This is a genomic window from Dactylosporangium sucinum (assembly GCF_014647515.1).
Lineage (GTDB): Bacteria > Actinomycetota > Actinomycetes > Mycobacteriales > Micromonosporaceae > Dactylosporangium > Dactylosporangium sucinum.
Genome location: NZ_BMPI01000023.1, coordinates 115,750 through 138,564 on the forward strand (window position 1 = coordinate 115,750; position 22,815 = coordinate 138,564).

Below are 22,815 nucleotides of genomic sequence, written 5' to 3' on the forward strand. Positions count from 1 at the left end.
TCCGCGTCCTGCACCTCGGCCCACCGCTCGCCACAGATCCCCTGGGCGGACTGACACGCGCCAGGCATCATGCTGCTATGCGCGTATCGAGGACGGCCCGGCTGGCGTGGGCCGTCGTCGTGCTCGCCGCGGCCGCCGGGGTGGTGTGGCTGGGCATCTACCTGCGGTCCCGTGGGCTGGAGCACGCCGGCACGATCGGCAGCGCCGCCGCGCTGGTGCTGATCGTCGCCGCCGGTGCGGGCCTGGTCCTGCGGGGCGGCGCCGCCGCCCCGCACCGCGACATGCTGCTCATGGACGACGACGGGCCGCCCCGGGTGCGCGACATCGATAGCGGTCGGCTCGGGGTGAAGCCGGCGATCAACGTCGACGGCGCGCCGGCCGCCGCGGTGCCCTACATCGCCCGCGACGTCGACGCCGCCGTCGAGGCGGCGATCCGGGCCGGCGGCCTGGTCATCCTGCACGGCAGCTCGGCCTCCGGCAAGACCCGCGCGGCCGTGGAGGCCATCGCGAAGTTCCCGGACCGCACGCTGTGGATCCCGTCGAGCACCGAGGCGCTGGAGGCCCTCGCGGCGTCGCGCGAGACCCCGCGAGACGCGGTCGTCTGGCTCGACGACATCGACCAGTTCCTCTACGGAAACGCCCTCACGCTGCAGGTGATCGACGCGCTGTGCCCGCGGGGCCGCACCGACGTAGCGATCGTCGGCACCATTCGCGACGAGGAGCTGGTCCACTTCGACGCGGCGCTCGCCTCGGACGCGACCCGGCGGCAGACCGTGCAGCACCCCGCGTCCCGCGTGCTCCTGCAGGCCCGGGCGCTGCTCGTCCCGGACCGGCTCAGCCCCGACGAGCAGCGGCGCGCCGAGGAGCTGCGCACCGACCCGCGGATCGACCTGGCGATCCGGGACTCGGGCGGCTCGCTCATCGAGTACCTCGCCGCCGGGCCGCAGCTGCTGCGCCGGTGGACCAGCGGCGCGGCCACCCCCGCCGGGCGCGTCGGCAGCGCCATCGTCTCGGCCGCCGTCGACTACCTGCGCGCCGGCTACCGCCGCCCGGTCACCGACCACCAGCTGCACCAGATGTACCCGCACTACCTCCGGGAGGGCCTCCGCGACCACCCGGACCGGCCGACCTTCGAGGAGGGCCTGCGCTGGGCGCGCGAGCCGATCTACAACGCGTCCGCCTGCCTGATCGCCCGGCAGGACGGCTACACACCGCACGACTACCTGCTGGACCGCGTCGACCGGTCGACGCCGGTCCCCGCCGTGATCTGGGAGGCGGTGCTGCGCGAGACCCCGGTCCGGGGGCTGTTCGACGTCGGTGTCGCCGCGTTCGCGGCCGGCAAGACGGACGTCGCCTCGCGGGCGTTCCTGCGCACCGTGCCCGACTCCCTGACGGTGACGTCGACGCTCAACCTGGGGTACATCGAGAACATCGCCGGGCAGATGTTCCAGACCGTGTCGGCGGCCGAGGCCGAGCTCTGGCTGGGCCGCGCGGTCAAGGCGGGCGACCCGGAGGCCCTCTACGAGATGGGCTGCCGCGAGTTCCGGGCCGGCAACCATCCGGGCGCGGCGGAGTGGTTCGGGAAGGCCGCCGCCGAGCGTAACGCGGCCGCCTGGCACGGCCTCGGCGCGGTGAAGCTGCGCACCGGCGAGCCGGAGGCGGCGGAGCAGCTGTGGCGCACCGCGGCCGGCCTGAAGAACGCGAGCGCGATGTACAACCTGGGTGTGCTGCTGCGCGACCGCGACGAGACCGGCGAGGCGGTGGGGCTGTGGAAGGACGCCGCACGCGCCGGCTTCCCGCCGGCGATGCACGCGCTCGCGGTCGAGCTCCACGCGGCGGGCGAGCCGGACGAGGCGGCCCGCTGGTGGCGGCGCGCGGCGCTCAGCCGGTTTCCCGCCGGGCAGTACAACGCCGGGGTTCTGGCCGCGCGGAAGGACGACCTCGCCGCGGCCGAGCGCTGGTGGAAGCTGGCCGCGGCGGCCGGCCACCCGTCCGCGACCGCCGCCCTGGCGTGGCTCAGCGACCGCCGGTCGTCCACGGGCGGAGCTTGTCCGGGTTCCGGATCGCCCACAGGTGGGTGATGCGGCCGTCGGTGACGTCGAACGCCAGGACCGTCACCGTGACGTCGCCGTCCAGCATCACCAGGCCCGGCTGGCCGTTGACCGTGCGCTCCACGATCCGCAGGTCCGGGGCCTTGCGGCGGACCGCCACGAAGCCGGCCGCGACGCCCGCGGCGCCGTGGACCGGGTGCAGCTCGGCCTGGGCCCGGCCGCCGCCGTCCGCGACCGCGGTCACGTCCGGGTCCAGCAGCTCGACCAGCGCGTCGATGTCCTGCGCCTCCCACGCCGCCTTGAAGTCGCGGACGATGCCGGACCGGCGGGCCGCCGGGGCCGGTGGCCGGGCCGCGCCGAGCCGGCGGCGGGCCGACGACGCGAGCTGGCGGCAGGCGGCGGGCGTGCGGCCGACGATCGCGGCGACGTCGGCGAACGGGTAGCGGAACACGTCGTGCAGCACGAACGCGACCCGCTCGGCCGGGGTCATCGACTCGAGCACGACGAGGAAGGCCATGCTCACCGACTCGTCGAGGGTGACCCGGTCGGCCGGGTCGCCGGCGAACAGGTCGGCGCCGGGAGGCACCGGCTCGGGGATCCATTCGCCCACGTACCGCTCCCGCCGGGCGCGGGCCGAACCCAGCAGGTCGAGGCAGATCCGGCTGGTGACCGTCGACAGCCAGGCGCCCGGCGACTCGATGGACTCGCGCTGGGCCGGACTCAGGCCGTACCAGCGGGCGAACGCCTCCTGCACCACGTCCTCGGCGTCGGCGAGCGAGCCGAGCAGCCGGTACGCGAGGCCGAGCAGCTGCGGCCGCTCGTCCATGATCGTCATGACACCACGCATACCCTCTCCGACGAGGTACCGCACCGGAATGTCAGGCCTGACGTTCCGGTGCGGTACCTCGTCGGACGGGCATGGACACCGGACAGTTGCAGGCCCTCGCCGACCGCGTCGAGATCGAGGCGCTGCGCGGCGAGTTCACCGACGCCGGGATGCAGCGCGACTGGGACCGCCTCGCGGCCCTGTTCACGCAGGACGCCGTCTGGCGCATCCCCGCCGCCGGCGTCGAGCTCACCGGCCGCGACGCCATCCGCGCCGGGGTCGAACGACTCCGGACACTGTGGGAGTTCTTCGTCCAGAACGTCCACCCGGGCACCATCCAGCTCGCCGGCGACACGGCGACCGGCCGCGCGTACGTGGCCGAGTTCGGCCGCTTCCGCGACGGTACCTCGCACCTGAACTACGCCCTGTACCACGACCGCTACACCCGCACCCCGGACGGCTGGCGCTTCGCCGAGCGGACCTACGAGGTCCGCTACACCGACGACAGCCCCCTGAACGGGGCCCCGCCCGGCGCCTGAGCATGGCAGGCTGTGCGCGTGGTGATCGAGCTTGACCTCTCGGTGCCGTGGGATCCCCCCGAGCCCGTCGTGCCGCCGCGCCGGCGCGGGCGGCGGTGGGTCGCGGCTGTCGTCGTGGGCCTCGTGTCGGCCGCGGTGCTGGCCGGCGGGGCCGCGCGGGTGGGCATGGAGCCGGTGTACCGGGTCGACGACGTGCGGATTCTCGACCTGCAGTCGTCCGGCGGGCGGATCCTCGTGTCGCGGTACCGGCCCGACGCGCCGGGCACGCTGGCCGAGGTGCGACGGCTCCGCGACGGTCGCGTGCTGTGGTCGCTGCCGCTCGCGGTCGGCCAGCGCCTGGCGTTCCTGAACGAGCGGGTCGTGGCCCGGATGAGCGACGACGGCTCCGGCCCGGTCACCGTGTTCGACGCCGCGACCGGCAACCAGCTGTGGGAACGCCCGCGGCTCTCGCTCAGCGGGCGGGCCGGGCGGCTGCTCGTTTCCGAGGACCTGCCCGACGGCTCGCCCCAGCTCCCCACGTACATCGTCACCGACGGCGGCACGCTCGCGCCGGTCCAGCTACCCGGCCTGATCCAGCGCCGGTATCTTGCGATCGACGAGCGCACCGGCGAGACGGTCTGGACGTTCGAGCCGCCCTCGGGGGCCGTCGCCTACGCCCGCGACGACGGCCTGTGGGTGCTGAACCCGGACGGACGCCTGGAGACCCGCGACCTCGCGACGGCCGCGCTCATCGGGACGCGACAGCTCGCCTGGTCCGGGACGGTCTCGTGGTACTCCATGAGCGACCACGAGGTGATGGTGGTCACCGCCGGCAAGGTCGGCACCGACGTCTACGACGTGGAGACCGGCCGGCTGCTGTGGCGCTGGGCGGCCGCGGACGACGACAGCGTGCCGTATCCGTGCACGGACACCATGTACTGCCTGCGCGACGACACCGGCCTGGCCGCCCTCGACCCGCGCACCGGCGAGCGGCGCTGGCACCTCGACGGCTACAACGGCGCCTTCGCCGACGACGGCCGCACGGTGCTGGTCACGAACTTCGGCTTCGGTTCGGCCCCGAACGCCGAGCAGCCGATCGCCGCCGTCGACGCCCGCACCGGCCGGAAGCTGTGGGAGATCACCGGCTGGCGCCTCACCATGCTGCTGGAGGGCAGCCGCGTCGTCGTGTGGCGCGAGGACGGTGGCGGCGCCGTGCTCGCCGTGGTCAACCTCGGCACCGGGCGGCCCACCCTCTTCGGCCGGGCGACGGCCGCAAACCGGGACCTCAGCTGCGTCCAGAACGCGGGCATGCTCGCCTGCGTCGCCGACGGCGCGCTGTCGGTGTGGCACCTGCCCTGACGTGCGCACACAGCGGCGCGTGGCCGCCGCTGTGTGCGGTGCGCGACGCTCCCGGACACCGCGCTAGTCCACGCGCGACCGTCGCAGTCCGATCACGACCGACACGATGCCGACGAGGGCGACGACCGGCCCGACGACGGCCCACACCGTGACCCCGCTCATGGCACTGCCACCGAGCACGTCGAGCCCCTGCAGCGTCCAGACCCCGCCGAAGAGGATGAGCAGCACCCCGACCCCGATGTACACCCATCGCATGCCGCCAGCATCCCGCCCCCGCCCCCGCCGCGCAACGCCGCCCGCCATCCGCGTTCCGGACCTTCGCCGTGCGGATGTCACGAGGACCGGCGGGGCCGATCATGACCTCGCACTGATGTAATGGAGCCATGTCGATCGGCTGGCGGGGGAGTGCTGGATGATTGATTTCGACGAGCTCTACCGGCAGTTCGCGGCTTCGGAACGACTCGCGGGCCTGGTGAGTAGCGTCCTTGATCCCTTACTCCCCGCGGAGGTCCAGCCGTTCTCGTTCGTGACGACCGACCTTCTGCATGATGTGGCTCGCGCGGCCGACCTCGTCGCTGGTGAGGTTCTGGTCGATGTCGGGTGTGGTCGGGGCGGACCCGGGATGTGGCTGGCCCGCCGAACCGACACGAATCTGATCGGCGTCGACGTCTCCGCGGTCGCGGTCGCGCAGGCACGTTCCCGGGCACCGCGTTTCGCACTGGCCGGCCGGGCTGACTTCCGTGTCGGTGAGCTCGACGCCACCGGACTGCCCGACGGGATCGCCGATGCTGTGGTCTCAATCGATGCCTTTCAGTTCGCCGGCAATCCGTACGTCGCCGGGAGGGAGTTCGCGCGCATTCTGTCGCCGGGCGGTCGGCTCGTGTTGACCACGTGGGAGGCTCGGCAATCTGGTGACCCGGAGGTCCCAGCGATGCTGGCCCGGCTGGACGTCGCGGCGGCCCTCTCGGCGGCAGGGTTTGACGTCGTCGTGCACGAACGTCCCGACCTGGAGGAACGGCGCCGCGCCGTGCTGGAGGCGGTGCTTGCGGTGCCCGCCGACGGCGACCCGGCAGTTCGCATGTATCAGGAGGAGGCGCGCGCCGCGCTGCCGGAGATGCCCCGTTTGAGGCGAGTCATGGCCGTGGCGCGCCTGCCGGGACCAGGATCAGCGGCACCGCTTCCAGGCAGCGGACCTGGCTGAACCGCCACCGTAGCGCAGAAGGCTCTCCGCGGAGGCGGGCCTCGGGGAAGCGGGTGGCCAGGGCCCCAACGGCCGTCTGCGCGATCATCCTGGCGAGAGAGCTGCCGAGACACGCGTGGACCCCACGCCCGAACGTCAAATGTCCGTTCGGGCGGCGGTCCGGCCGAAACGAGTCCGGATCGCCGAATCTCACAGGGTCCCGGTTCGCCGATGCAATGCACAGGATCACCACGCCGCCGCTCGGCACACGGGATCCGGCCAGCTGAAGGTCCGCTGTCGCGTAGCGGAACGGACCGAGCAGGACTGGGGCGTCGTACCGCAGCACCTCCTCGATGAACTGCGCGGTGCGTGGCGGGCTGGTTCCGACCGAGTGGAGCCCGGACGGCCGGGCAACGAGGTGGACGATGCTCGTGGCGATGAGGCTCGCCGTTGCGGTGTGACCGACGACGAGCAACGTTTGAGCGCCCGCCATGACGTCGCCGCGGAGGCTTTTGTCTCTCCCCACCGCGGCCAGCTCCGAAAGCAGGTCGTTCACGGGATAGCCGCGCCGGTACCGCATCAGGTCCTGCAGGTAGGCACCTATCGCGGTGCTCGCCTCGAACGCGACCGCCGCGGAACGCGAATCGACCGGCGGCACGTCGAGGTCTCGTTGCCAGCGGCTGACCATTGAGCGGTCGCTTGCCGGAATGCCGAGCAGGTCGCCGATCGCGGCCACGGCCAGCGGGACGGCGTAGTCGCTCATCACGTCGATCTCTGGGCGCGTCGCCAGCCGATCAAGCAGATCCTCGGCGGTTGCCCGCACCTTCGGCCGGAGCAGGTCGATATTCCTCGCCGCGAACGCTCCTGCGACCAGTCGCCGCGACACCGTGTGCGCCGGCGGATCCGACGAGAAGAGCGTCCGCTCGAAAATGTGCTCACGTCCGTCGGCGTAGCCATCGGTCGCGGCGAAGGCGTCCCTCGCGTTCCGCGGATCACGACTCAGTCCTCTGGTCAGGAGCCCGGTGACGACATCCTCGTGCCGGGTGACGAGCGACGCCTCCAGCCCGCCGGCGACGACAACGGGCTGGAGCCGCCCGGTCTCGCGCAGCTGCCTGAAGAACGGATACGGATCTGGGCGGCTTTCGAGGTCGGCAGGGACGAGGTGCGGGCGGCGTCGGTCTGCCGCGTGAGGAGGACTCACGACGATTCCTGTCCAAGGCGCTGGGCTTCATTTTCGGCTGCCGATTGGCGGACGAGGTCCATCCAAGGGTGATCGTCGCCGAGTACCTCGCGCTGCCTGCTGAGGATCTCCGCGTACATCCGCGCGGCGTCCTCGTGGTCACCGCGAGCGCGGAGAACGTCGGCAATCGTCCGACGGGTCAGCAGCGTGTCGGGGTGGGCGTCGCCAAGCACAACGATCCTGTACTCGTAGACGGCCCGAGCCTCCCGCTCTGCCGAGGCGTGGTCGCCCAGCTGGTACAGGACATGAGCGAGCTGATCCCGAACCATGATGGCGCGGGGATCGTCCGCGCCGAGCACTCGGGTCTGCGCCTCGAGTACCCCTCGATACTCGGTCGCTGCCTGCGCGTACAAGCCCTGGTCGCGGAGCAGATATGCCAGTTGGTGCCGGCTGTGCAGGGTGTCCGCGTGATCCGGTCCCAGTGTGTCGCTGCGGAGCCGAAGGACGGCTCTGCATTCCTGCTCGGCTTCTTCCAGACGTTGCTCGTGACTCAGGGCATCGGCGACCTGAAGGCGGGTGGCCAAGGTGTCAGGGTGGTGCTCACCGAGCACCTGCCGGCGTGCGGCGTAAACGGCCCGGAACTCGGCGGCCGAATCAGCGTAGTGCCCCCGGTCGTGGCGAAGCATGGCCAGGTAGTGTCTCGTTTCGAGAACTTCCGGGTGGGTGTCGCCGGCGATCGGGATGGCTGCGGCGAGGATTTCCTGATAGTGGAGCTCGGCTACCTCGTAGAGCCCTCGCGCCTTGAGGTAGCGAGTGGCGATCGTGGCGACGGCGCAGTGCTCGGCCATCGCCGGACGTGGCGGCTGGACGGCCGCATATTCGCGAAGGGCATGCAAGGCGTGCGGGGCTACGCGGCCCCATTCCGGCCAGCCGGTAGGGTCTTCGGGACCTTCCACGAGACGGATGGCATGAAGGAGCAGCTGCAGCCGAAGATCCTGGTATTCGTCGCGGGAAGCAGGTTCCAGTCGGCCCGGCCGATGCAGTTCGTGAAGCATCGGATGGAGGCGAATGACTGGTACATCGGTCTCGAGGCGCTCCCTGCCCGGATGCCCGGTGAGGTGGGCGAGGCCGAGGCCGGCCAGTGCCCGGATCGCGTCCCAGAGCCGCGCACCGGAAACGTCCGCAAATATCGATGATCGGGCAAGTACCGTCGGATCCAACAGGATCTGGTATGGCGTCGGCGAGTCGGCGAAGCTCGACAACAGCCGCAGCAGGCCAGGCGCCTCCGTTATCCCACGTCGGTCGAGCAGATCGAGGGAGAGTCGCCAGGTGTGCTCGACGACGTCCGTCGCGGTATCCGGGTGATTCGACGGGAGCCGGCCCGCATCGAGGGCCGCGTGATATCCGGCAAATGTTGTGATCGCGTCGGCGTCGGGCCAAGGTGTGGTGGTTGTCTCGGCCAGATACGCCCCGGCGTGCCGCAACGCGAGTGGCAGATTTCCCAGGCGTTCGGCCAACATGGCGGCGTCCACCGCGTTGCCCGCCCGGCCGCCCGTGTTGTCGAGCAGTACCGCGGTCGCGTCGGCCGGTTCGAGGACGTCGACGAGACGGCAGGTGCACCACGTTGCCCAAGTGCCGGGGCGGCCGTCACGAGTGGTGACGACGACGAGCCCGTACGCGCCGGCCACTGGACGTAGCCATCCGATGCCGTCGTCCAGTCGTCTCGATGCTCCTGCGAGCGGACCGGGGTCGTCAGCGTTGTCCAGGACGAGCAGCCACGGCATTCTCAGGTTGTTCAGTAGCCGCCACAGTACGTCCGGCGCATCGCCGTGCTCCAATTCCCGGGTGTCGGCACCGAGGCGGCGCGCGACCGCGTGCATACCGGCGACCAGGCTTCCGTGATCGGCGGCTGTCACCCACCATGTGGGAACGACAGTGTCGATCGCGTGGTGCGCGACCTCAAGGGCGATCGACGTCTTGCCGCACCCTCCGAGCCCGTGCAGAACGTGCACTCGCGGCTGTTCGCGATCGTGTGATGTCAAGGCTCGTTTGAGCTCGTCGACCAGGCCGTCTCGGCCGCGCAGTGGCCGGGACGGGTCACGGCGACCCAGTGGAGGTGCCGCCGATGTCTCAACGCTGGCGACGTAGGTGCCCCTGTCGGGCGCGGATCCAGGCTGTTGCTGTGCCGGAACGCGATCAGCGGTCATCGCTCGCCCTTGTCCCAGTCGACTGCTGGTTGAGGAACTCGAACTTGGCCTTACTGCCCTACGTAGAGTTTCGATACGATAGCACGGCGCATGGACGTACCGAGGGCAAGCGCTCCCAGGAGGAACCATGGACGCTTTCGGCCACCGCAGCGAATCGGACTGGTTCCGAAGCACCAGGTGCGCTCACTCCGCCTGTGTGGAGGTCCGATTCGTCGATGGTGCGGTTGAGGTCCGCGACGCCCGGTCACCCGACGACGGAACGTTGCGGTTCGCAACGCTCGACTGGGCGGCGTTCATCCACCTGGTCGCGTCGACGGAAGACGCCGACACGACCCGTTGATCCGCGATTGGTGGCAACGCCGCCCGTTACGTGTCGAGGGCGGGGACCGGGTACGTCGCGGCGAAGCCGTCGGCGGCCACCGCCTGCGCCAGCAGGTCCGTGGTCGCCAGAAGGCCCGACGGGCGGTGCAGGACCGGCTGGAGGTGGCGGTCGATCACCGAGACGTCGTGTTCGTCGCACAGGCCCATCGCTCCCAGGATCTGGTGGGCGTTGGACAGGACCACCTCCGCGGACTCCAGCATCTGCAACCGGAGCGCCAGCAGGTCGGCCGTGCCCGCCGCGTCGTGGCGCAGCAGCCACCAGGCGTGCAGGGCCAGCTCGGCCAGGCCGTCGACCGCGACCAGGGTGTCGGCCAGCCGCCAGCGGATCTCGCCGAACTTGCCGATCGGGCGGCCGAACTGCTCGCGGTCGCGGGCGTGGGACACCGCCAGGGACGCGGCCGTGGACAGGGCGCCGGTCACCCAGAACGCGTCGAGGACGAGGTGCATCGCGGTCGATGACCGTACGTCGATCGAGGCCGCTACGTGGTCGAGGGTCACGGACGAGGCGAACGGGTCGAGGGGGGCCGGGCGCGGGGAACCGGGCGACACGCGGAAGACGGTGTCCGTGACGAGCGACGCCGCGACCGCCGACGTGAACAGGTCGGCGTGGTCGAGCCGCGCCGCCGGGCCGGCCGTCAGGAACAGGCCGTCCACGACCGGACGGGAATCCGGCGGTACCGCCAGCGTGTGCACGACCGGCCAGGGGAGCACGACCGCGCCGGCCGCGCGAACCCCGAGGACGACGGCCGCGGACTCCTCTTCGTCGCCCCACGGATCGAGGTCGAGCAGCCCGAGCTGGTCGAGCGCGGGCCGCACCACCCCGGCGCGGCGACCAGGATCGGCCTCGCATGAGCGGGCGAGGTCGACCCCGCCGAGCCCCAGCAGCGCCTTGGTCACGGTCGACTGGTAGTCGACCGCGGTCGCCGGCCAGTCACGACGCATGGCCATCCTCCTGCAGTGCGGAACGGGCGACGAGCATGCGCTGGACCTCGATCGTGCCGGACGCGATCGTCGCCGAGCGGGCGTAGCGGAACACGTCCTCGACGTGCCCGAGCAGGCCCGGCGCGGACGGGTCGGGCACCAGCGCGTCGGGGCCCGAGACGTCCAGGGCGAGCCGGCCGACCTCCTGGTCGAGCTGGATGGAGGCGAGCCGGGCGATGGAGGCCTCGCGGTCGGTGAGCCGCCCGGCCTCGCGCTGCGCCACCGCCCGGTAGCTCAGCAGGCGGGCGACCCGGGCGTGCACGAGCGCGCGGACGAACGCGTGCCGGGCGCCGGTCGCCGCCAGCCCGGGGTGCGCGGCCAGGTCGGCCAGCAGGCGCTCGTCCCGCGCGTACCGCGGGATCCCGATCCGCTCGTGCTTGAGCACCAGCCGGATCACGTCCCAGCCGCCGCCGACCCCGCCGAGCACCGCGTCGGCGCCGACCCGCACGTCGTCGAAGAAGACCTCGTTGAGGTGCTGCTCGCCGAGCATCGAGTCGATCGGCACGACGGTGATGCCGGGGGAGTCCATCGGCACCAGGAAGATCGTGATGCCCTCGTGCTTGGCGGCCGCCGAGCCGGTGCGGGCGGCCAGGAAGCACCACTGGGCCAGTCCCGCGTACGACGTCCAGATCTTCTGGCCGTTGAGGACCCATTCGTCGCCGTCCGGCCGGGCGGCGAGCCGCAGCGAGCCGAGGTCGGAGCCGGCCCCGGGCTCGCTGAACCCCTGGCACCACACCGCCCGCCCGGCCGAGATGCCGGGCAGGTGGCGCGCCTTCTGGTCCGGCGTACCGACCTCCATGATGACCGGGCCGACCCAGTTGAGCCCCATGTACTGCGGGCCGCGCGGCTCGAAGTGCGCCCACATCTCCTCGCGCAGGACCGTCTGCTGCCAGACGTCGGCCTCGGCGCCGCCGTACTCCTTCGGCCAGCTCAGCGTGAGCAGGCCCTCGGCGGCGAGGCGTTCGGTGATGCCGGCGACCACGGCCTGCACGGCCGGGTCGGTGGCGAACGACGTCGTCCAGTCCCCGGGCAGCAGCTCGGCGAGCATCGCCCGCAGGCGGACCCGGAGCTGGTCCGCCTGCGGGCCGAGCCGGAGATCGACGCTCATTTGGCGCCGATGGAGGCTTCGACGCACATGCCCTTCGTGCACGGCTTGGCCGGCACGAACACGCCCAGCTGGTCGGCGTCGATGCCGATGCGCTTGTCCGGGCCGAAGACGTACTTGCCGTTGGCGCCCTCGAAGGTGCTCTGGCCGACGAGCGCCTTCTTGATCTCGTCGGGGTCGGTCGACTTCGCCTGCTGCGACGCCTGCACGACCAGCAGCGCCCAGTCGAAGGACATCGCGCCGACGGTGTCGAGGGCGTTGAACGTGTCCTTGTTCTTCGCCTTGAGGTACAGCTTCACGAACTCGGCGGCCATGCCGGTCGGCTCCGCGCCCTCGGTGGACGACACGAACGTCTTGGCGATCGGGCCGGCGGCCAGAGTCGTCTTCATCCCGGCCGGGATCAGCTCGGACACCGACGGGTCGCCGATGCCGAGCACGCCGGACATCTGCGGGTTCCAGCCCAGCTTGCCGAGGCTGTTCATGGTGGCGACGAGCGGCGCGCCGTAGGACCAGACGATGAGCGACTTCGCGCCCGAGTCCTTGAGCTTGGTCAGCTGCGCGGTCACGTCGGTCGCGGTGCTGGGGAAGCTCTCCTTGACGATCTTCACGTTCGGGAACTTGCTCTTCGCGATCGACAGCGTGCGCTCCGACTGCGAGGTGCCGAACGCCGACGAGTCGTCGAGCATGGCGACCGTGTCGCCGGCCGAGGCGGCGTAGGACAGCAGCGGCTCGACCGAGGTGTCGCCGGAGGTGCCGGCGCCGGTGCTGAACGCGTACTTGTACCGCTTCGAGTCGCCGACGTCGTTGAGCACCGCGCCGATGCCGCCGGCCGTCGCGCCGGGCACCTTGGCCGAGTTCAGGAAGTCCTGCACCGGCGGGAACGCCTCGGTGGTGAACCAGATCGCGCTCACCTTGTCCTGCACCAGCTCGCGGGTCGCCGCGACGGCGGCGGTCGGCTCGCCCTTGGTGTCCTTCTGCTTGATCTCGATCTTCGTGCCGGGGTACTTGGCCTGCACGTACTCGGCGCCGGCCTGCAGGCCGACGAGGGCGACCTGGCCGCTGGGGGCGAGCGAGCCGGTCAGGGCGCCGACGAAGCCGATCGTGATCGTGGTGGATCCGCCGGTACCGCCGGAGTCCCCGCCCTTGTCGTCGCCGCACGCGGCGAGGACGAGGGAGGCGGAGCAGACCGCGGCTAACAGCACTCTTCGCTTCATGGAGGGGTGTCCCTTCTATGTCAAGACAGGTACGCGGTGTGCAGCACGTCGGGGAGTTCGGGGTCGGTGCCGCGCAGCCGGCGTTCGGCCCGGCCGTGGCGCAGGACGACGACGTCGGCGTCGAGCTGTTGCGCCACTTCGAGGCGCTGCTCGACCAGGAGGATGGCGAAGCCGGCGTCCCGCAGGTCGGCGAGGATGCCGACGGTGCGGTCGACGAGCTTCGGGGCGAGGCCGTTGGTCGGCTCGTCGAGCATGATCGCCTGGGGTGCCCCGGCGACGGCCCGGGCGATGGCGAGCATCTGCTGCTGGCCGCCGCTGAGCCCGCCGGCCTTGCGGTGCAGCAGGTCCCGCAGCTCGGGCAGCAGCCCGAGCGGGTCGACCGGGCTCGGCTCGCTCGCCCGGCCCGCGGCGACCTTGAGGTTCTCGGCGACGGTCAGGCTCTTGAACACGTGCCGGTTCTCCAGCACGTGGCCGAGGCCGGCCCGGGCCCGGCGGCTCGCCGGGGTGCCGTCGAGCCGCTTGCCGCCGAGCTGGATGCCGCCGGTCGACGGCTCCAGGCCGCCGATGCCGCGCAGGGTCGAGGTCTTCCCGGCGCCGTTCGCGCCGAGCAGCGCCACGCACTGGCCGGGCTCGACGGTGAGGGAGAGCCCGTCGACGGCGGTGACGCCCCCGTAGCGGACGCGGAGCTCAGTGACTGTGAGCGTCATCGGACCCCCATGTAGGCGGCGCGGACGCTGTCCACGTCGTGCAGCTCGGCGGGTGGCCCCTCCCACAGGACGGTGCCGAGGTCCAGCACCACCACCCGGTCGACCAGGCGGCCGATCATGTCGAGGTGGTGCTCGACCACCACGACCGCGACTCCGGCCGCGGCGACGTCGGCGACGACCCGCTCGAAGCCCTCGATCTCGCTCGCCGACAGCCCGGCGGCCGGCTCGTCGAGCAGCAGCACCCGCGGGCAGCCGCTGATCGCCGTGGCCGCCTCCAGGAACCGCAGCTGGCCGTGGCTCATGGCCCGGCTCTCCCGGGTCATCGCCGCCCGGTCGGCCGGGTCGAGGCCGCCGAGCTCGAGCAGCCGGCGGACCGCCTGCCGGCAGGCCGCGAGCAGCTCGGGATCGGGCTCCCCGGCCGGGGCGGCGAGGGCCAGGTGCTCCTCGATGCTCATGCCGGGGAACGTCTTCGGGGTCTGGAACGTGCGGGCGACGCCGCGCCGGGCGATCGCCTCGGGGCTCAGGCCGCTGAGGTCGGTGTCCTGCAGGACCACCCGCCCACTGGTCGGCGGGTAGAGGCCGCAGACGACGTTGAGCATGGTCGTCTTGCCGGAGCCGTTGGGCCCGATGAGCCCGACGATCTCGCCGCGGTGCACGGTGAACGAGACGCCGTTGAGGGCGTAGACGCCGCCGAAGCTGCGCTTGACGTCGTGCGCCGTGAGCACCGGTTCGCCGGATTCGCGGGCCGGCACCGGCACGGCCGGGGCGTCGGTGACGTGCTGCAGCGCCTTCGGCGCCGGGGCCGCCGACCGGCTGAACAGGCCCCGCGGGCGCAGCCGCATGAGCACGATGAGCAGCAGGCCGTAGACGATCGTGTTGACGTGCGGGTACTCGTCGAGCTGGAGCGGGACGAGCACCAGGATCAGCGCGCCCGCCAGCGGGCCCAGGCGCGAGCCGCTGCCGCCCAGCACCACCATGACCAGGAACAGGATCGAGAGGTTGGGCGAGAAGGCGTCGGGGGAGATGTACGCCGAGAGGTAGGCGAACAGCCCGCCGCCGAGCGCCGCGAACGCCGACCCGGCGGCGAACGCGGCGACCTTCGTCAGGTAGCCGGACACGCCGAGCGCGGAGGCGCCGATCGGCTCGTCGCGCACCGCCACCGTGGCCTGCCCGAGCCGGGACAGCCGGTAGCGGCTGTGCAGCCAGAAGCACAGGCCCGTCACGACCGCGATCGCCGCCGGCACGACCCACAGCGAGTCGACCGGATCGCTCTTGAACCACAGCCTCGCGTCGATGCCGGAGATGCCGAACATGCCGCCGGTGACGCCGCGGAACTGGATGAGCATGTCGTTGACGACGAGCACCAGGCCGAGCGAGATCATGGCGAGGCCGATGACGCCCAGCCGGCCGGCCGGGAAGCCGGTGGCCGCGCCGGCGACGAGGCCGCTCACCGCGCCGAGCAGCAGCGCGAGCCAGAACGGCCACTCGTAGGTGCCCGCGAGGACGGCCGTGACGTAGGCGCCGAGCGCGAACGCGGCGCCCTGGCCGAGCGACAGCGCGCCCGCGAAGCCGGTGGTGATGTTCAGGCCGAGCGCGGCGACGGCGTACACACAGATGAGCTGGATGACGTAGCCGTTGTACGACTGCGGGCCCGAGGCGAGCAGCACCAGCAGCGCGACGGCGGTGAGCAGGAGTCCCTGCAGGCTCGCCGGCAGCTGCCGCAGTTTCTGGATGGTCGCTCTCATACGGCACGCACCGGGGCGGCGCCGAAGAAGCCGTGCGGGCGGACCAGGTACACGGCGAGCAGCAGCAGGAAGACGGCGACGTTGACGACCAGGCTGCCGACGTAGACGCCGGCGGCCTGGGTCGCCACCCCCACCACCAGACCCCCGACGAGGGCCCCGCCGATGCTGCCCATGCCGCCCATCGCGGTCGCGACGAAGCCGTAGAACGTGTAGGACAGGCCGAGCGACGGCGTGACCGGCTGGGTCGAGGCGACCAGCACCCCGGTCACCGCGGCGACCAGGGCCGACAGCACCATCGCCAGCTGCGAGGCGCGGGCCCGGGAGATGCCGATCGCCTCGGCGCCGTCCAGGTCGTCGGCGATCGCGCGCAGCTCCAGGCCGATGCGCGTGCGCCGGTAGAAGGCGGCGAGCAGGCCCGCCACGACGAACAGCGCGGCGACCGCGGCCAGCTCGGCCGGGGCGATCCGCAGCCCGCCGATCAGGTCGAACCGGTGGGCGCTGATGCCGTGCTTGAAGTTGCGGGCCTCGCCGCCGTAGGGCACGGCGAGGACCTCGGCGAGCACGACGCTGACGCCCAGGGTGGACAGCAGCCAGGAGACCGACTGGCCGGACTGCACGAACGGCCGGACCGCGGCCCACTCGACGGTCAGCGCGACCGCGATGAGCACGACGAGCGCGGCGACGTAGGCGAGCCAGGCCGGCAGGCCGGCGCCGACCGCGACCAGGATCGCCATCGGCATGAGCATGACCAGCTGCCCGTGGGCGAAGTTGATCACTCCGGTGGTGGAGAACAGGGTGGCGAACGCGACCGCGACCAAGCCGTAGATCGCGCCGTCGGCCAGGCCTGGCACGAGGACGGACTGGAAGAACTGATGCATGAGTGAAATCTCCCGGCGCAGGGGTGTGGCTCTTCCCGGGTGGTGTAAAAGATATATATGATTTGCACGACGCGGTCAAGCGGGTAGGTTGCCTGCTCAGGACCGCTCTGGTCCTTGTCGAGGAGAGGTGGGCCCTGGTGGCGGATGTCGAGCGCCGGTTCGGGACGGACGTTGGTCGATCTACCCTCGCGTCCGATGATCGACATGAGGGTAGATCGACCAACGTCAGTTCCACGCCCGCCTGGCCGGAGCTGGAGGCGGACGCCGGCGTGCTGCTGAGCACCGTCGTCGGGCGGACGCTCGTCGTGACGCTCAACCGGCCGGACCGGGCCAACGCCCTCGACGACGAGCTCATGGACGCCCTCGCCGGCCTGTGGGACCGCGTGGCCCGCAGCCGCGGCCTCCGGGCGATCGTGCTCACCGGCGCCGGCAAGGCGTTCTGCGCCGGGGCCGACGCCGGCATGCTCGCGCAGCCGCGCACCAAGGTCGGCGACACCGCCGCCGACGAGCTGGACTTCATGCCCGGCCCGCGGGTCGAGCTGCCGGTCATCGTCGCCGTCAACGGCGCCTGCGCCGGCGGTGGCCTGCACTTCGTCGCCGACGCCGACATCTGCGTCGCCTCGACCGCCGCCCGCTTCGTCGACCCGCACGTGAGCGTCGGCCAGGTCTCCGCCCTCGAACCGCTCCAGCTGCGCCTGCGGATGCGCGCCGACGTCCTGCGCCGCATGGTGCTGCTCGGCCGGCACGAGGTGCTCGGCGCCGAGGCCGCCGAGCGGGCCGGCCTCGTCTCCGAGGTGGTCGCCCCCGACGCCCTGCTCGACCGCGCCATGCAGCTCGCCGCCGCCGTCGGCGCCAACTCCCCGGAGGCGGTGCGGCTGAGCCGGCGGGTGCTGCGCACCTTCGAGGACCGGCTCATCGCCACCGACCTCGACCTCGGCTGGGAGCTGATCCAGCGGCACCGCGCCCACCCCGACGCCACCGAGGGCCCGGCCGCGTTCCTGGCCAAGCGCGACCCGTCCTGGACGGCGTCGTGAGGCCGCCGGCGGGCGTGCTCGCCGGCTGGCGGGCCGCCGGACACCACACCGACGAGCGCATCGGGCACCTTCTCGAACTTCGTGCGGCCGCCTGGCCCGACCGGCCGGCCGTCATCACGGCCGCCGGCGAGACCACGTTCGGCGCGCTCGCCGCCCGGTCGGCCGCCGTCGCCCGGACCCTGCTCGACGCCGGGGTCCGCCCGGGCGACGCCGTCTGCTGGTCGCTGCCGACCGGCCCCGACGCCGTGGCCGTCGCCGCGGCGCTGTGGCGGATCGGGGCGCTGAGCAGCCCGATCGTGCCGCTGTACGGGCCGCGGGAGATCGCCGCCGTGCTGGGCCAGATGCGTCCGGCCGCCGTGATCGTGGACGGCTCCGACCCGCGCCGCGACAATCCCGACGTGTTCGGCGAGGCGCTGCGCGCCGTCGGTCACGAGCCGGCGGCCCGGCTGCTCACCGCCGGGACCGCCGCGGGCTGGCGGGACGCCTTCGCGGCCGGCACCGGAGCGATCCCGGCCGGCGTGCAGCCGTCGGCGCCGGGGGAGGCGTGCCTGGTGCTGTTCACCAGCGGTACCGAGTCCGAACCCAAGGGCGTCCTGCACTCGGTCGCCGGCCTCCAGCACGAGCTGCGCACGACGATCGCGGAGTGGGGCCTGACGTTCCGCGACCGCATGGTGATGGCCTCGCCGATGACCCACATCACCGGGCTGCTGCAGGGGTTCATGATCCCGGCCCGGATCGGCGCCGCCGCCGTGCTCATGGAGCGCTGGGACGCCGGGGCGTGCGTCGACCTGGTCGACCGGACCGGCGCCACCTACATGGCGGGCGCGACGCCGTTCCTGCGCGAGCTGCTGGCCGCCTACCAGGAACAGGGGCGGGACCGCTCGCCGCTGGTGCAGTACTGCTGCGGCGGCGCCGCCGTCCCGCCCGCCCTCGTCCGGGCCGCGCAGGACCTCGGCATCGCCGCGTACCGCATCTGGGGCATGACCGAGCTGCCCACCGCCACCACCGCCAACGAGCTCGACCCGCTCGACCACCGCGCCGAGACCGACGGCCGGCCCGCGCCCGGCGTCGAGGTCCGGGTGGTCGACGGCGACCGGGACGTCGCGCCCGGCGAGGTGGGGGAGCTGCTGCTGCGCGCGCCGGAGCAGATGCTCGGCTACGTCCGCGCCGAGCTCGACGAGCGGGCGTTCGCGCCGGGCGGCTGGCTGCGCACCGGTGACCTGGGCTCGCTCGCCGCCGACGGGCAGGTGCGGGTGCAGGGCCGGCTCAAGGACATCATCAACCGCGGCGGTGAGAAGTTCAGCACGCGGGAGATCGAGCGGGCCCTCGAGACCCATCCGGACATCGACGTCGCGGCGGTGGTGGCGGTGCCGGGCGGCCGGCTCGACGAGCGCATCGGCGCCGTCGTCGTCTCGCACCGCACCGACTGGACCCTGGAAGAGCTGGGCCGGGCGGTCACCGGCCAGGGCCTCGCCAAGCGCAAGCAGCCCGAGCTGTTCCGCGTGGTGCCGGCCCTGCCGACGAACGCCACCGGCAAGATCGACAAGGCGGCCGTCGTGGCGCTGTTCGAGCGATGACCCTGCTCCGGGGAAAGACCGTCGTCGTCACCGGCGCTGGGCACGGGCTCGGCCGCGCGTACGCGTTCGCCTGCGCGGCGGCGGGCGCCCGTGTGGTGGTCAACGACGTCGACGCGGAGGCGGCCGCGGCGGTGGCGGCCGAGGTCGGCGGCGTCGCCGAGCCGGGGTCGGTCGGCGACTGGTCGGTCGCGGAGCGGCTCGTTGCGACCGCCTGCCGGCGGTACCACGGGATCCACGGCCTGATCGCGAACGCCGGCGTCACCCGGCTCGCCGCCCCGTGGGACCTCGGCGAGGCCGACCTGCGCCGGATCGCCGAGGTCAACGTGCTCGGCACCCAGTTCTGCGCCACCCACGCCATGCGTGCGATGGTGCGGCAGGGCGCCGGCGGGTCGATCGTCACCGTCGTGTCCGGCGCCCGGTTCGGCATCCCCGGCATGAGCGCGTACGGCGCCTCGAAGGGAGCCGTCGCCGCGATGACCGCCGGCTGGGCGCTCGACGGGGCGCCGCACGGCATCCGGGTCAACGCCGTCTCGCCGCTCGCGCTCACCGACATGGCGGCCGTGGACGCGCGGCCGGACCGGCCCGTCCTCGGGCCGCCCGAGGACGTGGCGCCGGTCGTGGTCGCCCTGCTCAGCGACGCCACGCGCGGCGTCACCGGGCGGATCGTGCGATACGACGGCAGCGAGCTGAGCGTGTACGGCCCGGAGGGGCCGCGGCGGCTCGGGGCGGCCCGCGACGCGGGGACGATCGCCGCGCTGCTGCGGTGATCGCCTACGCTGCGAGGATGGCATCACCAGCGCGCCGCGCCGAGCTCCTCGACCAGCTCCGGGACCTGTTCCTGGCCAAGGGGTTCGCGGCGTTCAGCATCGGTGACCTGACCGACCACCTGCGCTGCTCGCGGACCACGCTCTATGCGGTCGCACCGAGCAAGGAGCAGATCGTGCTGGCCGTGGTCCGGTCGTACTTCCGGGGCGCGGCCGAGCGCATCGAGGCCCGCGTGTCCGCCGCCGGCGGGCCGCGCGACCGCCTCGCCGTCTACCTGGACGCGGTCGCCGCCGAGCTGCAGCCGGTGTCCGCCGAGTTCTTCGCCGACCTGGCCGGCTTCGGCCCGGGCAACGACATCTACCAGGAGAACACCCGCTTCGCGGCGCGCCGGGTGCAGCGCCTGGTCGTCGAGGGCGTCGACGCGGGCGAGCTGCGCCCGGTCGACGCCTCGTTCGTCGGGGCCGCCGCCGCCCAGGTGATGGGCGCGATCCAGCGCGGCGAGATCCAGGCCGGCACGGGGCTGGACGCGGCCGAGGCCTACCGTCAGCTGGCCGACCTGGTCCTCGGCAGCCTTACCGCGGCGCCATCCGCAGCGCGCCGTCCATCCGGATGACCTCGCCGTTGATGTAGTCGTGGCCGACGATCGCCAGCACCAGCTGCGCATACTCGTCCGGCCGCGCCAGGCGCTTCGGGAACGGCACCCCGGCCGCCAGCCCGGCCCGGAACTCCTCCGAGACCGTGGCGAGCATCGGCGTGTCGACGATGCCGGGCGCGATGGTGTTCACCCGGATGCCGTACTGCGCGAGGTCGCGCGCCGCCGGCAGGTTCAGCCCGACCACGCCGCCCTTCGACGACGAATACGCGGCCTGGCCCACCTGGCCCTCGAACGCCGCCACCGACGCCGTGTTGACGATCACACCCCGCTGCCCGTCGCCGTCGGCCTCGGTCCTGGCGATCGCCTCGGCGGCCAGGGCCAGCACGTTGAACGTGCCGACGAGGTTGATCTGCACCACCTTCGCGTACAGCGCGAGGTCGTGCAGCCCGGACTTGCCCAGGATGCGCGCCGACGGCCCGATCCCGGCGCAGTTGACCACGATTCGCAGCGGGGCGTCGCCGCCGGCCGCCGTGGCGACCGCCGCGCGCACCTGCTCGGGGTCGGTGACGTCCGCCGGGACGTAGGTCACGCCCGCGACCTCGGGCGCGGTCTCGATCGCGCCGGCCAGGTCCAGGGCGTAAACGGAGGCGCCGGCCTTGGCGAGGGCGGCGGCGGTGGCCGCGCCGAGCCCCGACCCTCCGCCGGTCACGATGGCCGCGGTGTTGCCGATGTGCATCAGACGTGCTTCCTTTCGACGAGCGCCGGTGGGCGGCCCGCCGCCGCGCTGAGCGCCCGGCTGATGACCACCCGCTGGATCTGGTTCGTTCCCTCGAAGATCTGCATGACCTTCGCCTCGCGCATGTAGCGCTCCAACGGGAAGTCCCGGGTGTAACCGTAGCCGCCGAAGATCTGCACGGCGTCGGTGGTCACCCGCATTGCGTTGTCGGTCGCGACCAGCTTGGCGACCGCCGCCTCCTTCGAGAACGGCAGGCCCTGGTCCTTGAGCCGCGCCGCGTGCAGCAGCATCGCCCGGGCCGACTGCACGGCGGCCTCCATGTCGGCGAGCATGAACGCCACGCCCTGGTGCTCCACGATCGGCCGGCCGAACGTCTCCCGCTGGTGCGCGTAGTCCAGGGACCGGTCGAGCGCACCCTGGGCGAGCCCGGTGGCGACGGCGGCGATGCCGAGCCGGCCGGCGTCGAGCGCGCTCAGCGCGATCCGCAGCCCCTGGCCCTCCTCGCCGAGCAGCCGGTGTGCCGGGATCCGTGCGCCGTCGAACCGCACGGTGGCGGTGGCCGACCCCATGAGGCCCATCTTGCGCTCGGGCGGGTCGACGACCAGCCCCGGCGTGTCGGCCGGGACCAGGAAGCAGGAGATGCCCTTGCGGTCGGCCGAGGTGCGGGCCATCACCTGGTAGAAGTCGGCGTGCCCGCCGTGGGTGGTCCACGCCTTGGCCCCGGTGAGCACGTAGTCGCCGCCGTCGCGCACCGCGCGGGTGGTCATGGCGGCCGGGTCGGAGCCGGCGTGCGGTTCGCTCAGGCAGTAGGCGCCGAGCAGCTCCCCGCCGAGCATCGCGGGCAGCCACTCGCGGCGCTGCTCGTCGGTGCCGAACTGGGCCAGCCCGAAGCACGACAGGACGTGCACGCTGACCCCGACGCCCACGCTCGCCCACACCGAGCCGATCTCTTCGAGGGCCTGGAGATACGTTTCGTACCCCAGGCCGCCCCCGCCGTGCTCTTCTGGATACGGCAGGCTGAGCAGCCCGGCGGCGCCGAGCGTGCGGAAGACGTCGCGTGGGAACGCTCCCTCGGCCTCGGCCTGGTCGACGCGCGGGTCGAGCTCCTTGGCGGCGATGTCCCTCACGAGCCGGACGAGCTCGACACCCTCGGCCGTGGGCAGCAGACGTGACGCGGGCATGGCCAAACCCCTGACATGCGTACTGGACTGAGTACTAAAGTATCAGTTCCAGTACTCTCCCGTCATCAGCCCCGGGCGACCTGGGCCGCAGGGCTCAGACGGACAGGAGCCGGTCCAGGAGGTGCTGGTAGTTCAGGACCGTGTCACGCATGCCCTCGGTGCTGTCCGACGTCCGGGCGCCGGCCCGGGCGAACTCCTCCTCGCGGCTGTGGACGTTCTCGGCGAGGGCCTGCGCGGCCTCGTCGACCAGCTGCCGCGCGTCGGTCACCGTCGCCTGCGGGTCCTCGACGAAGTGGGTCTGGATCTCGTGCCAGCGCTGGCGGAACTCGTCGGCCCTGGCGCTCTCCCAGATCGTCTGCTGGCTCTCCGCGGCCGGCTGGGTGGTCGGCTGGGTGGTCGGCTGGGTGGTCGGCTGGGCGGCCGGCTGCTGTGTCGGCGGTGGCTGCTGCTGTGCCGTTGCCGGGGTGGGCGGGCGCTGGAACGACGGCTCGGGTGCCGGGGTGACCGGCGTCTGGGGCATCGGGCCGGGGCGGATCGGGTCGGTCGGGTTGATCTCACGCATCACGGATCGGCCTTTCGCTGGGGTTGTATGGGC

Annotated in this window: 22 protein-coding genes; 9 read left to right on the forward strand and 13 right to left on the reverse strand. The window is 72.6% G+C overall.

Annotation, left to right across the window (positions count from 1 at the left end):
• Positions 1-77: 77 nt before the first annotated feature.
• Entirely contained in the window at positions 78-2,081 is a 2,004-nt protein-coding gene (locus IEZ31_RS23740; RefSeq protein WP_190252146.1) for a sel1 repeat family protein, read from the forward strand.
• Here the strand turns inward: IEZ31_RS23740 and sigJ are convergent.
• The gene (gene sigJ / locus IEZ31_RS23745; RefSeq protein WP_229835780.1) at positions 2,017-2,886 is read right to left on the reverse strand and encodes an RNA polymerase sigma factor SigJ; all 870 of its coding nucleotides are present in this window, start codon (positions 2,884-2,886) and stop codon (positions 2,017-2,019) included. The two genes, IEZ31_RS23740 and sigJ, sit on opposite strands and share 65 nt — an antisense overlap.
• An 83-nt stretch (positions 2,887-2,969) precedes the next feature.
• Between sigJ and IEZ31_RS23750 the strand changes: the two genes are divergently transcribed.
• Positions 2,970-3,416, forward strand: a complete 447-nt coding sequence (locus IEZ31_RS23750; RefSeq protein ID WP_190252147.1) for a nuclear transport factor 2 family protein — start codon at positions 2,970-2,972, stop codon at positions 3,414-3,416.
• A gap of 18 nt (positions 3,417-3,434) precedes the next feature.
• Positions 3,435-4,754: an outer membrane protein assembly factor BamB family protein gene (locus IEZ31_RS23755; protein ID WP_190252148.1), complete on the forward strand. Its 1,320-nt coding sequence runs from the start codon at positions 3,435-3,437 to the stop codon at positions 4,752-4,754.
• Positions 4,755-4,817: 63 nt separating this feature from the next.
• Here the strand turns inward: IEZ31_RS23755 and IEZ31_RS23760 are convergent, their stop codons facing one another.
• On the reverse strand, positions 4,818-5,009 hold the full coding sequence (locus tag IEZ31_RS23760; protein ID WP_190252149.1) for a hypothetical protein: 192 nt from the start codon (positions 5,007-5,009) through the stop codon (positions 4,818-4,820).
• Positions 5,010-5,166: 157 nt separating this feature from the next.
• Here IEZ31_RS23760 and IEZ31_RS23765 point away from each other — a divergent pair, with 157 nt between their 5' ends.
• Positions 5,167-5,955 (forward strand): SAM-dependent methyltransferase, encoded by a 789-nt coding sequence (locus IEZ31_RS23765; protein ID WP_190252150.1) that lies wholly within the window; start codon positions 5,167-5,169, stop codon positions 5,953-5,955.
• Here the strand turns inward: IEZ31_RS23765 and IEZ31_RS23770 are convergent.
• Positions 5,888-7,135, reverse strand: a complete 1,248-nt coding sequence (locus IEZ31_RS23770; protein ID WP_190252151.1) for a cytochrome P450 — start codon at positions 7,133-7,135, stop codon at positions 5,888-5,890. The genes IEZ31_RS23765 and IEZ31_RS23770 overlap by 68 nt on opposite strands.
• Positions 7,132-9,450, reverse strand: coding sequence for a tetratricopeptide repeat protein (locus IEZ31_RS23775; RefSeq protein ID WP_373294673.1), 2,319 nt, complete (start codon positions 9,448-9,450; stop codon positions 7,132-7,134). The genes IEZ31_RS23770 and IEZ31_RS23775 overlap by 4 nt, the downstream gene beginning before the upstream one ends.
• Here IEZ31_RS23775 and IEZ31_RS23780 point away from each other — a divergent pair.
• Entirely contained in the window at positions 9,449-9,661 is a 213-nt protein-coding gene (locus IEZ31_RS23780) for a DUF397 domain-containing protein (RefSeq protein WP_190252153.1), read from the forward strand. The genes IEZ31_RS23775 and IEZ31_RS23780 overlap by 2 nt on opposite strands.
• A 26-nt stretch (positions 9,662-9,687) precedes the next feature.
• Here IEZ31_RS23780 and IEZ31_RS23785 read toward each other — a convergent pair whose 3' ends face one another.
• Genes IEZ31_RS23785 through IEZ31_RS23810 form a run of 6 tightly spaced genes read right to left on the reverse strand, consistent with a single transcriptional unit; the run spans position 9,688 to position 16,332 of the window.
• Positions 9,688-10,644, reverse strand: a complete 957-nt coding sequence (locus IEZ31_RS23785) for an acyl-CoA dehydrogenase family protein (RefSeq protein ID WP_190252154.1) — start codon at positions 10,642-10,644, stop codon at positions 9,688-9,690.
• Entirely contained in the window at positions 10,634-11,791 is a 1,158-nt protein-coding gene (locus IEZ31_RS23790) for an acyl-CoA dehydrogenase family protein (RefSeq protein ID WP_190252155.1), read from the reverse strand. Before IEZ31_RS23790 ends, IEZ31_RS23785 begins: the two co-directional genes overlap by 11 nt.
• Positions 11,788-13,002, reverse strand: coding sequence for an ABC transporter substrate-binding protein (locus tag IEZ31_RS23795; protein ID WP_190252156.1), 1,215 nt, complete (start codon positions 13,000-13,002; stop codon positions 11,788-11,790). The genes IEZ31_RS23790 and IEZ31_RS23795 overlap by 4 nt, the downstream gene beginning before the upstream one ends.
• A gap of 20 nt (positions 13,003-13,022) precedes the next feature.
• Complete coding sequence (locus IEZ31_RS23800) at positions 13,023-13,709, reverse strand: ABC transporter ATP-binding protein (protein ID WP_190252157.1); 687 nt, start codon at positions 13,707-13,709, stop codon at positions 13,023-13,025.
• Positions 13,706-15,454: a branched-chain amino acid ABC transporter ATP-binding protein/permease gene (locus IEZ31_RS23805; protein ID WP_190252158.1), complete on the reverse strand. Its 1,749-nt coding sequence runs from the start codon at positions 15,452-15,454 to the stop codon at positions 13,706-13,708. Before IEZ31_RS23805 ends, IEZ31_RS23800 begins: the two co-directional genes overlap by 4 nt.
• Positions 15,451-16,332: a branched-chain amino acid ABC transporter permease gene (locus IEZ31_RS23810; protein WP_190252159.1), complete on the reverse strand. Its 882-nt coding sequence runs from the start codon at positions 16,330-16,332 to the stop codon at positions 15,451-15,453. The genes IEZ31_RS23805 and IEZ31_RS23810 overlap by 4 nt, the downstream gene beginning before the upstream one ends.
• Before the next feature lie 269 nt (positions 16,333-16,601).
• On the opposite strand from IEZ31_RS23810, the gene IEZ31_RS23815 reads away from it, so the two are divergent.
• Genes IEZ31_RS23815 through IEZ31_RS23830 form a run of 4 tightly spaced genes read left to right on the forward strand, consistent with a single transcriptional unit; the run spans position 16,602 to position 20,321 of the window.
• The gene (locus IEZ31_RS23815) at positions 16,602-17,366 is read left to right on the forward strand and encodes an enoyl-CoA hydratase/isomerase family protein (protein WP_229835781.1); all 765 of its coding nucleotides are present in this window, start codon (positions 16,602-16,604) and stop codon (positions 17,364-17,366) included.
• Positions 17,363-18,943, forward strand: coding sequence for an AMP-binding protein (locus IEZ31_RS23820; RefSeq protein WP_229835782.1), 1,581 nt, complete (start codon positions 17,363-17,365; stop codon positions 18,941-18,943). Before IEZ31_RS23815 ends, IEZ31_RS23820 begins: the two co-directional genes overlap by 4 nt.
• A complete protein-coding gene (locus IEZ31_RS23825) occupies positions 18,940-19,710 on the forward strand; it encodes an SDR family NAD(P)-dependent oxidoreductase (RefSeq protein ID WP_190252160.1) in 771 nt (256 codons plus the stop codon). Before IEZ31_RS23820 ends, IEZ31_RS23825 begins: the two co-directional genes overlap by 4 nt.
• A 17-nt stretch (positions 19,711-19,727) precedes the next feature.
• Positions 19,728-20,321: a TetR/AcrR family transcriptional regulator gene (locus tag IEZ31_RS23830; protein ID WP_190252161.1), complete on the forward strand. Its 594-nt coding sequence runs from the start codon at positions 19,728-19,730 to the stop codon at positions 20,319-20,321.
• Here the strand turns inward: IEZ31_RS23830 and IEZ31_RS23835 are convergent.
• From IEZ31_RS23835 to IEZ31_RS23845, 3 genes are all read right to left on the reverse strand, one after another.
• Entirely contained in the window at positions 20,281-21,039 is a 759-nt protein-coding gene (locus IEZ31_RS23835; protein WP_190252162.1) for an SDR family NAD(P)-dependent oxidoreductase, read from the reverse strand. The two genes, IEZ31_RS23830 and IEZ31_RS23835, sit on opposite strands and share 41 nt — an antisense overlap.
• Positions 21,039-22,220, reverse strand: coding sequence for an acyl-CoA dehydrogenase family protein (locus IEZ31_RS23840; protein WP_190252163.1), 1,182 nt, complete (start codon positions 22,218-22,220; stop codon positions 21,039-21,041). Before IEZ31_RS23840 ends, IEZ31_RS23835 begins: the two co-directional genes overlap by 1 nt.
• Positions 22,221-22,314: 94 nt before the next feature.
• Positions 22,315-22,785 (reverse strand): hypothetical protein, encoded by a 471-nt coding sequence (locus IEZ31_RS23845; RefSeq protein ID WP_190252164.1) that lies wholly within the window; start codon positions 22,783-22,785, stop codon positions 22,315-22,317.
• Between the last annotated feature and the right edge of the window lie 30 nt (positions 22,786-22,815).

Excerpts from the sequence above, each read along its gene's own strand:
- sigJ (WP_229835780.1), bottom strand. The coding sequence starts at position 2,886 with ATGACGATCATGGACGAGCGGCCGCAGCTGCTCGGCCTCGCGTACCGG.
- IEZ31_RS23835 (WP_190252162.1), bottom strand. The coding sequence starts at position 21,039 with ATGCACATCGGCAACACCGCGGCCATCGTGACCGGCGGAGGGTCGGGG.
- IEZ31_RS23740 (WP_190252146.1), top strand. The coding sequence starts at position 78 with ATGCGCGTATCGAGGACGGCCCGGCTGGCGTGGGCCGTCGTCGTGCTC.
- IEZ31_RS23825 (WP_190252160.1), top strand. The coding sequence starts at position 18,940 with ATGACCCTGCTCCGGGGAAAGACCGTCGTCGTCACCGGCGCTGGGCAC.
- IEZ31_RS23840 (WP_190252163.1), bottom strand. The coding sequence starts at position 22,220 with ATGCCCGCGTCACGTCTGCTGCCCACGGCCGAGGGTGTCGAGCTCGTC.
- IEZ31_RS23795 (WP_190252156.1), bottom strand. The coding sequence starts at position 13,002 with ATGAAGCGAAGAGTGCTGTTAGCCGCGGTCTGCTCCGCCTCCCTCGTC.
- IEZ31_RS23780 (WP_190252153.1), top strand. The coding sequence starts at position 9,449 with ATGGACGCTTTCGGCCACCGCAGCGAATCGGACTGGTTCCGAAGCACC.
- IEZ31_RS23800 (WP_190252157.1), bottom strand. The coding sequence starts at position 13,709 with ATGACGCTCACAGTCACTGAGCTCCGCGTCCGCTACGGGGGCGTCACC.
- IEZ31_RS23810 (WP_190252159.1), bottom strand. The coding sequence starts at position 16,332 with ATGCATCAGTTCTTCCAGTCCGTCCTCGTGCCAGGCCTGGCCGACGGC.
- IEZ31_RS23805 (WP_190252158.1), bottom strand. The coding sequence starts at position 15,454 with ATGAGAGCGACCATCCAGAAACTGCGGCAGCTGCCGGCGAGCCTGCAG.
- IEZ31_RS23785 (WP_190252154.1), bottom strand. The coding sequence starts at position 10,644 with ATGCGTCGTGACTGGCCGGCGACCGCGGTCGACTACCAGTCGACCGTG.
- IEZ31_RS23830 (WP_190252161.1), top strand. The coding sequence starts at position 19,728 with ATGGCATCACCAGCGCGCCGCGCCGAGCTCCTCGACCAGCTCCGGGAC.
- IEZ31_RS23760 (WP_190252149.1), bottom strand. The coding sequence starts at position 5,009 with ATGCGATGGGTGTACATCGGGGTCGGGGTGCTGCTCATCCTCTTCGGC.
- IEZ31_RS23765 (WP_190252150.1), top strand. The coding sequence starts at position 5,167 with ATGATTGATTTCGACGAGCTCTACCGGCAGTTCGCGGCTTCGGAACGA.
- IEZ31_RS23750 (WP_190252147.1), top strand. The coding sequence starts at position 2,970 with ATGGACACCGGACAGTTGCAGGCCCTCGCCGACCGCGTCGAGATCGAG.
- IEZ31_RS23775 (WP_373294673.1), bottom strand. The coding sequence starts at position 9,450 with ATGGTTCCTCCTGGGAGCGCTTGCCCTCGGTACGTCCATGCGCCGTGC.
- IEZ31_RS23790 (WP_190252155.1), bottom strand. The coding sequence starts at position 11,791 with ATGAGCGTCGATCTCCGGCTCGGCCCGCAGGCGGACCAGCTCCGGGTC.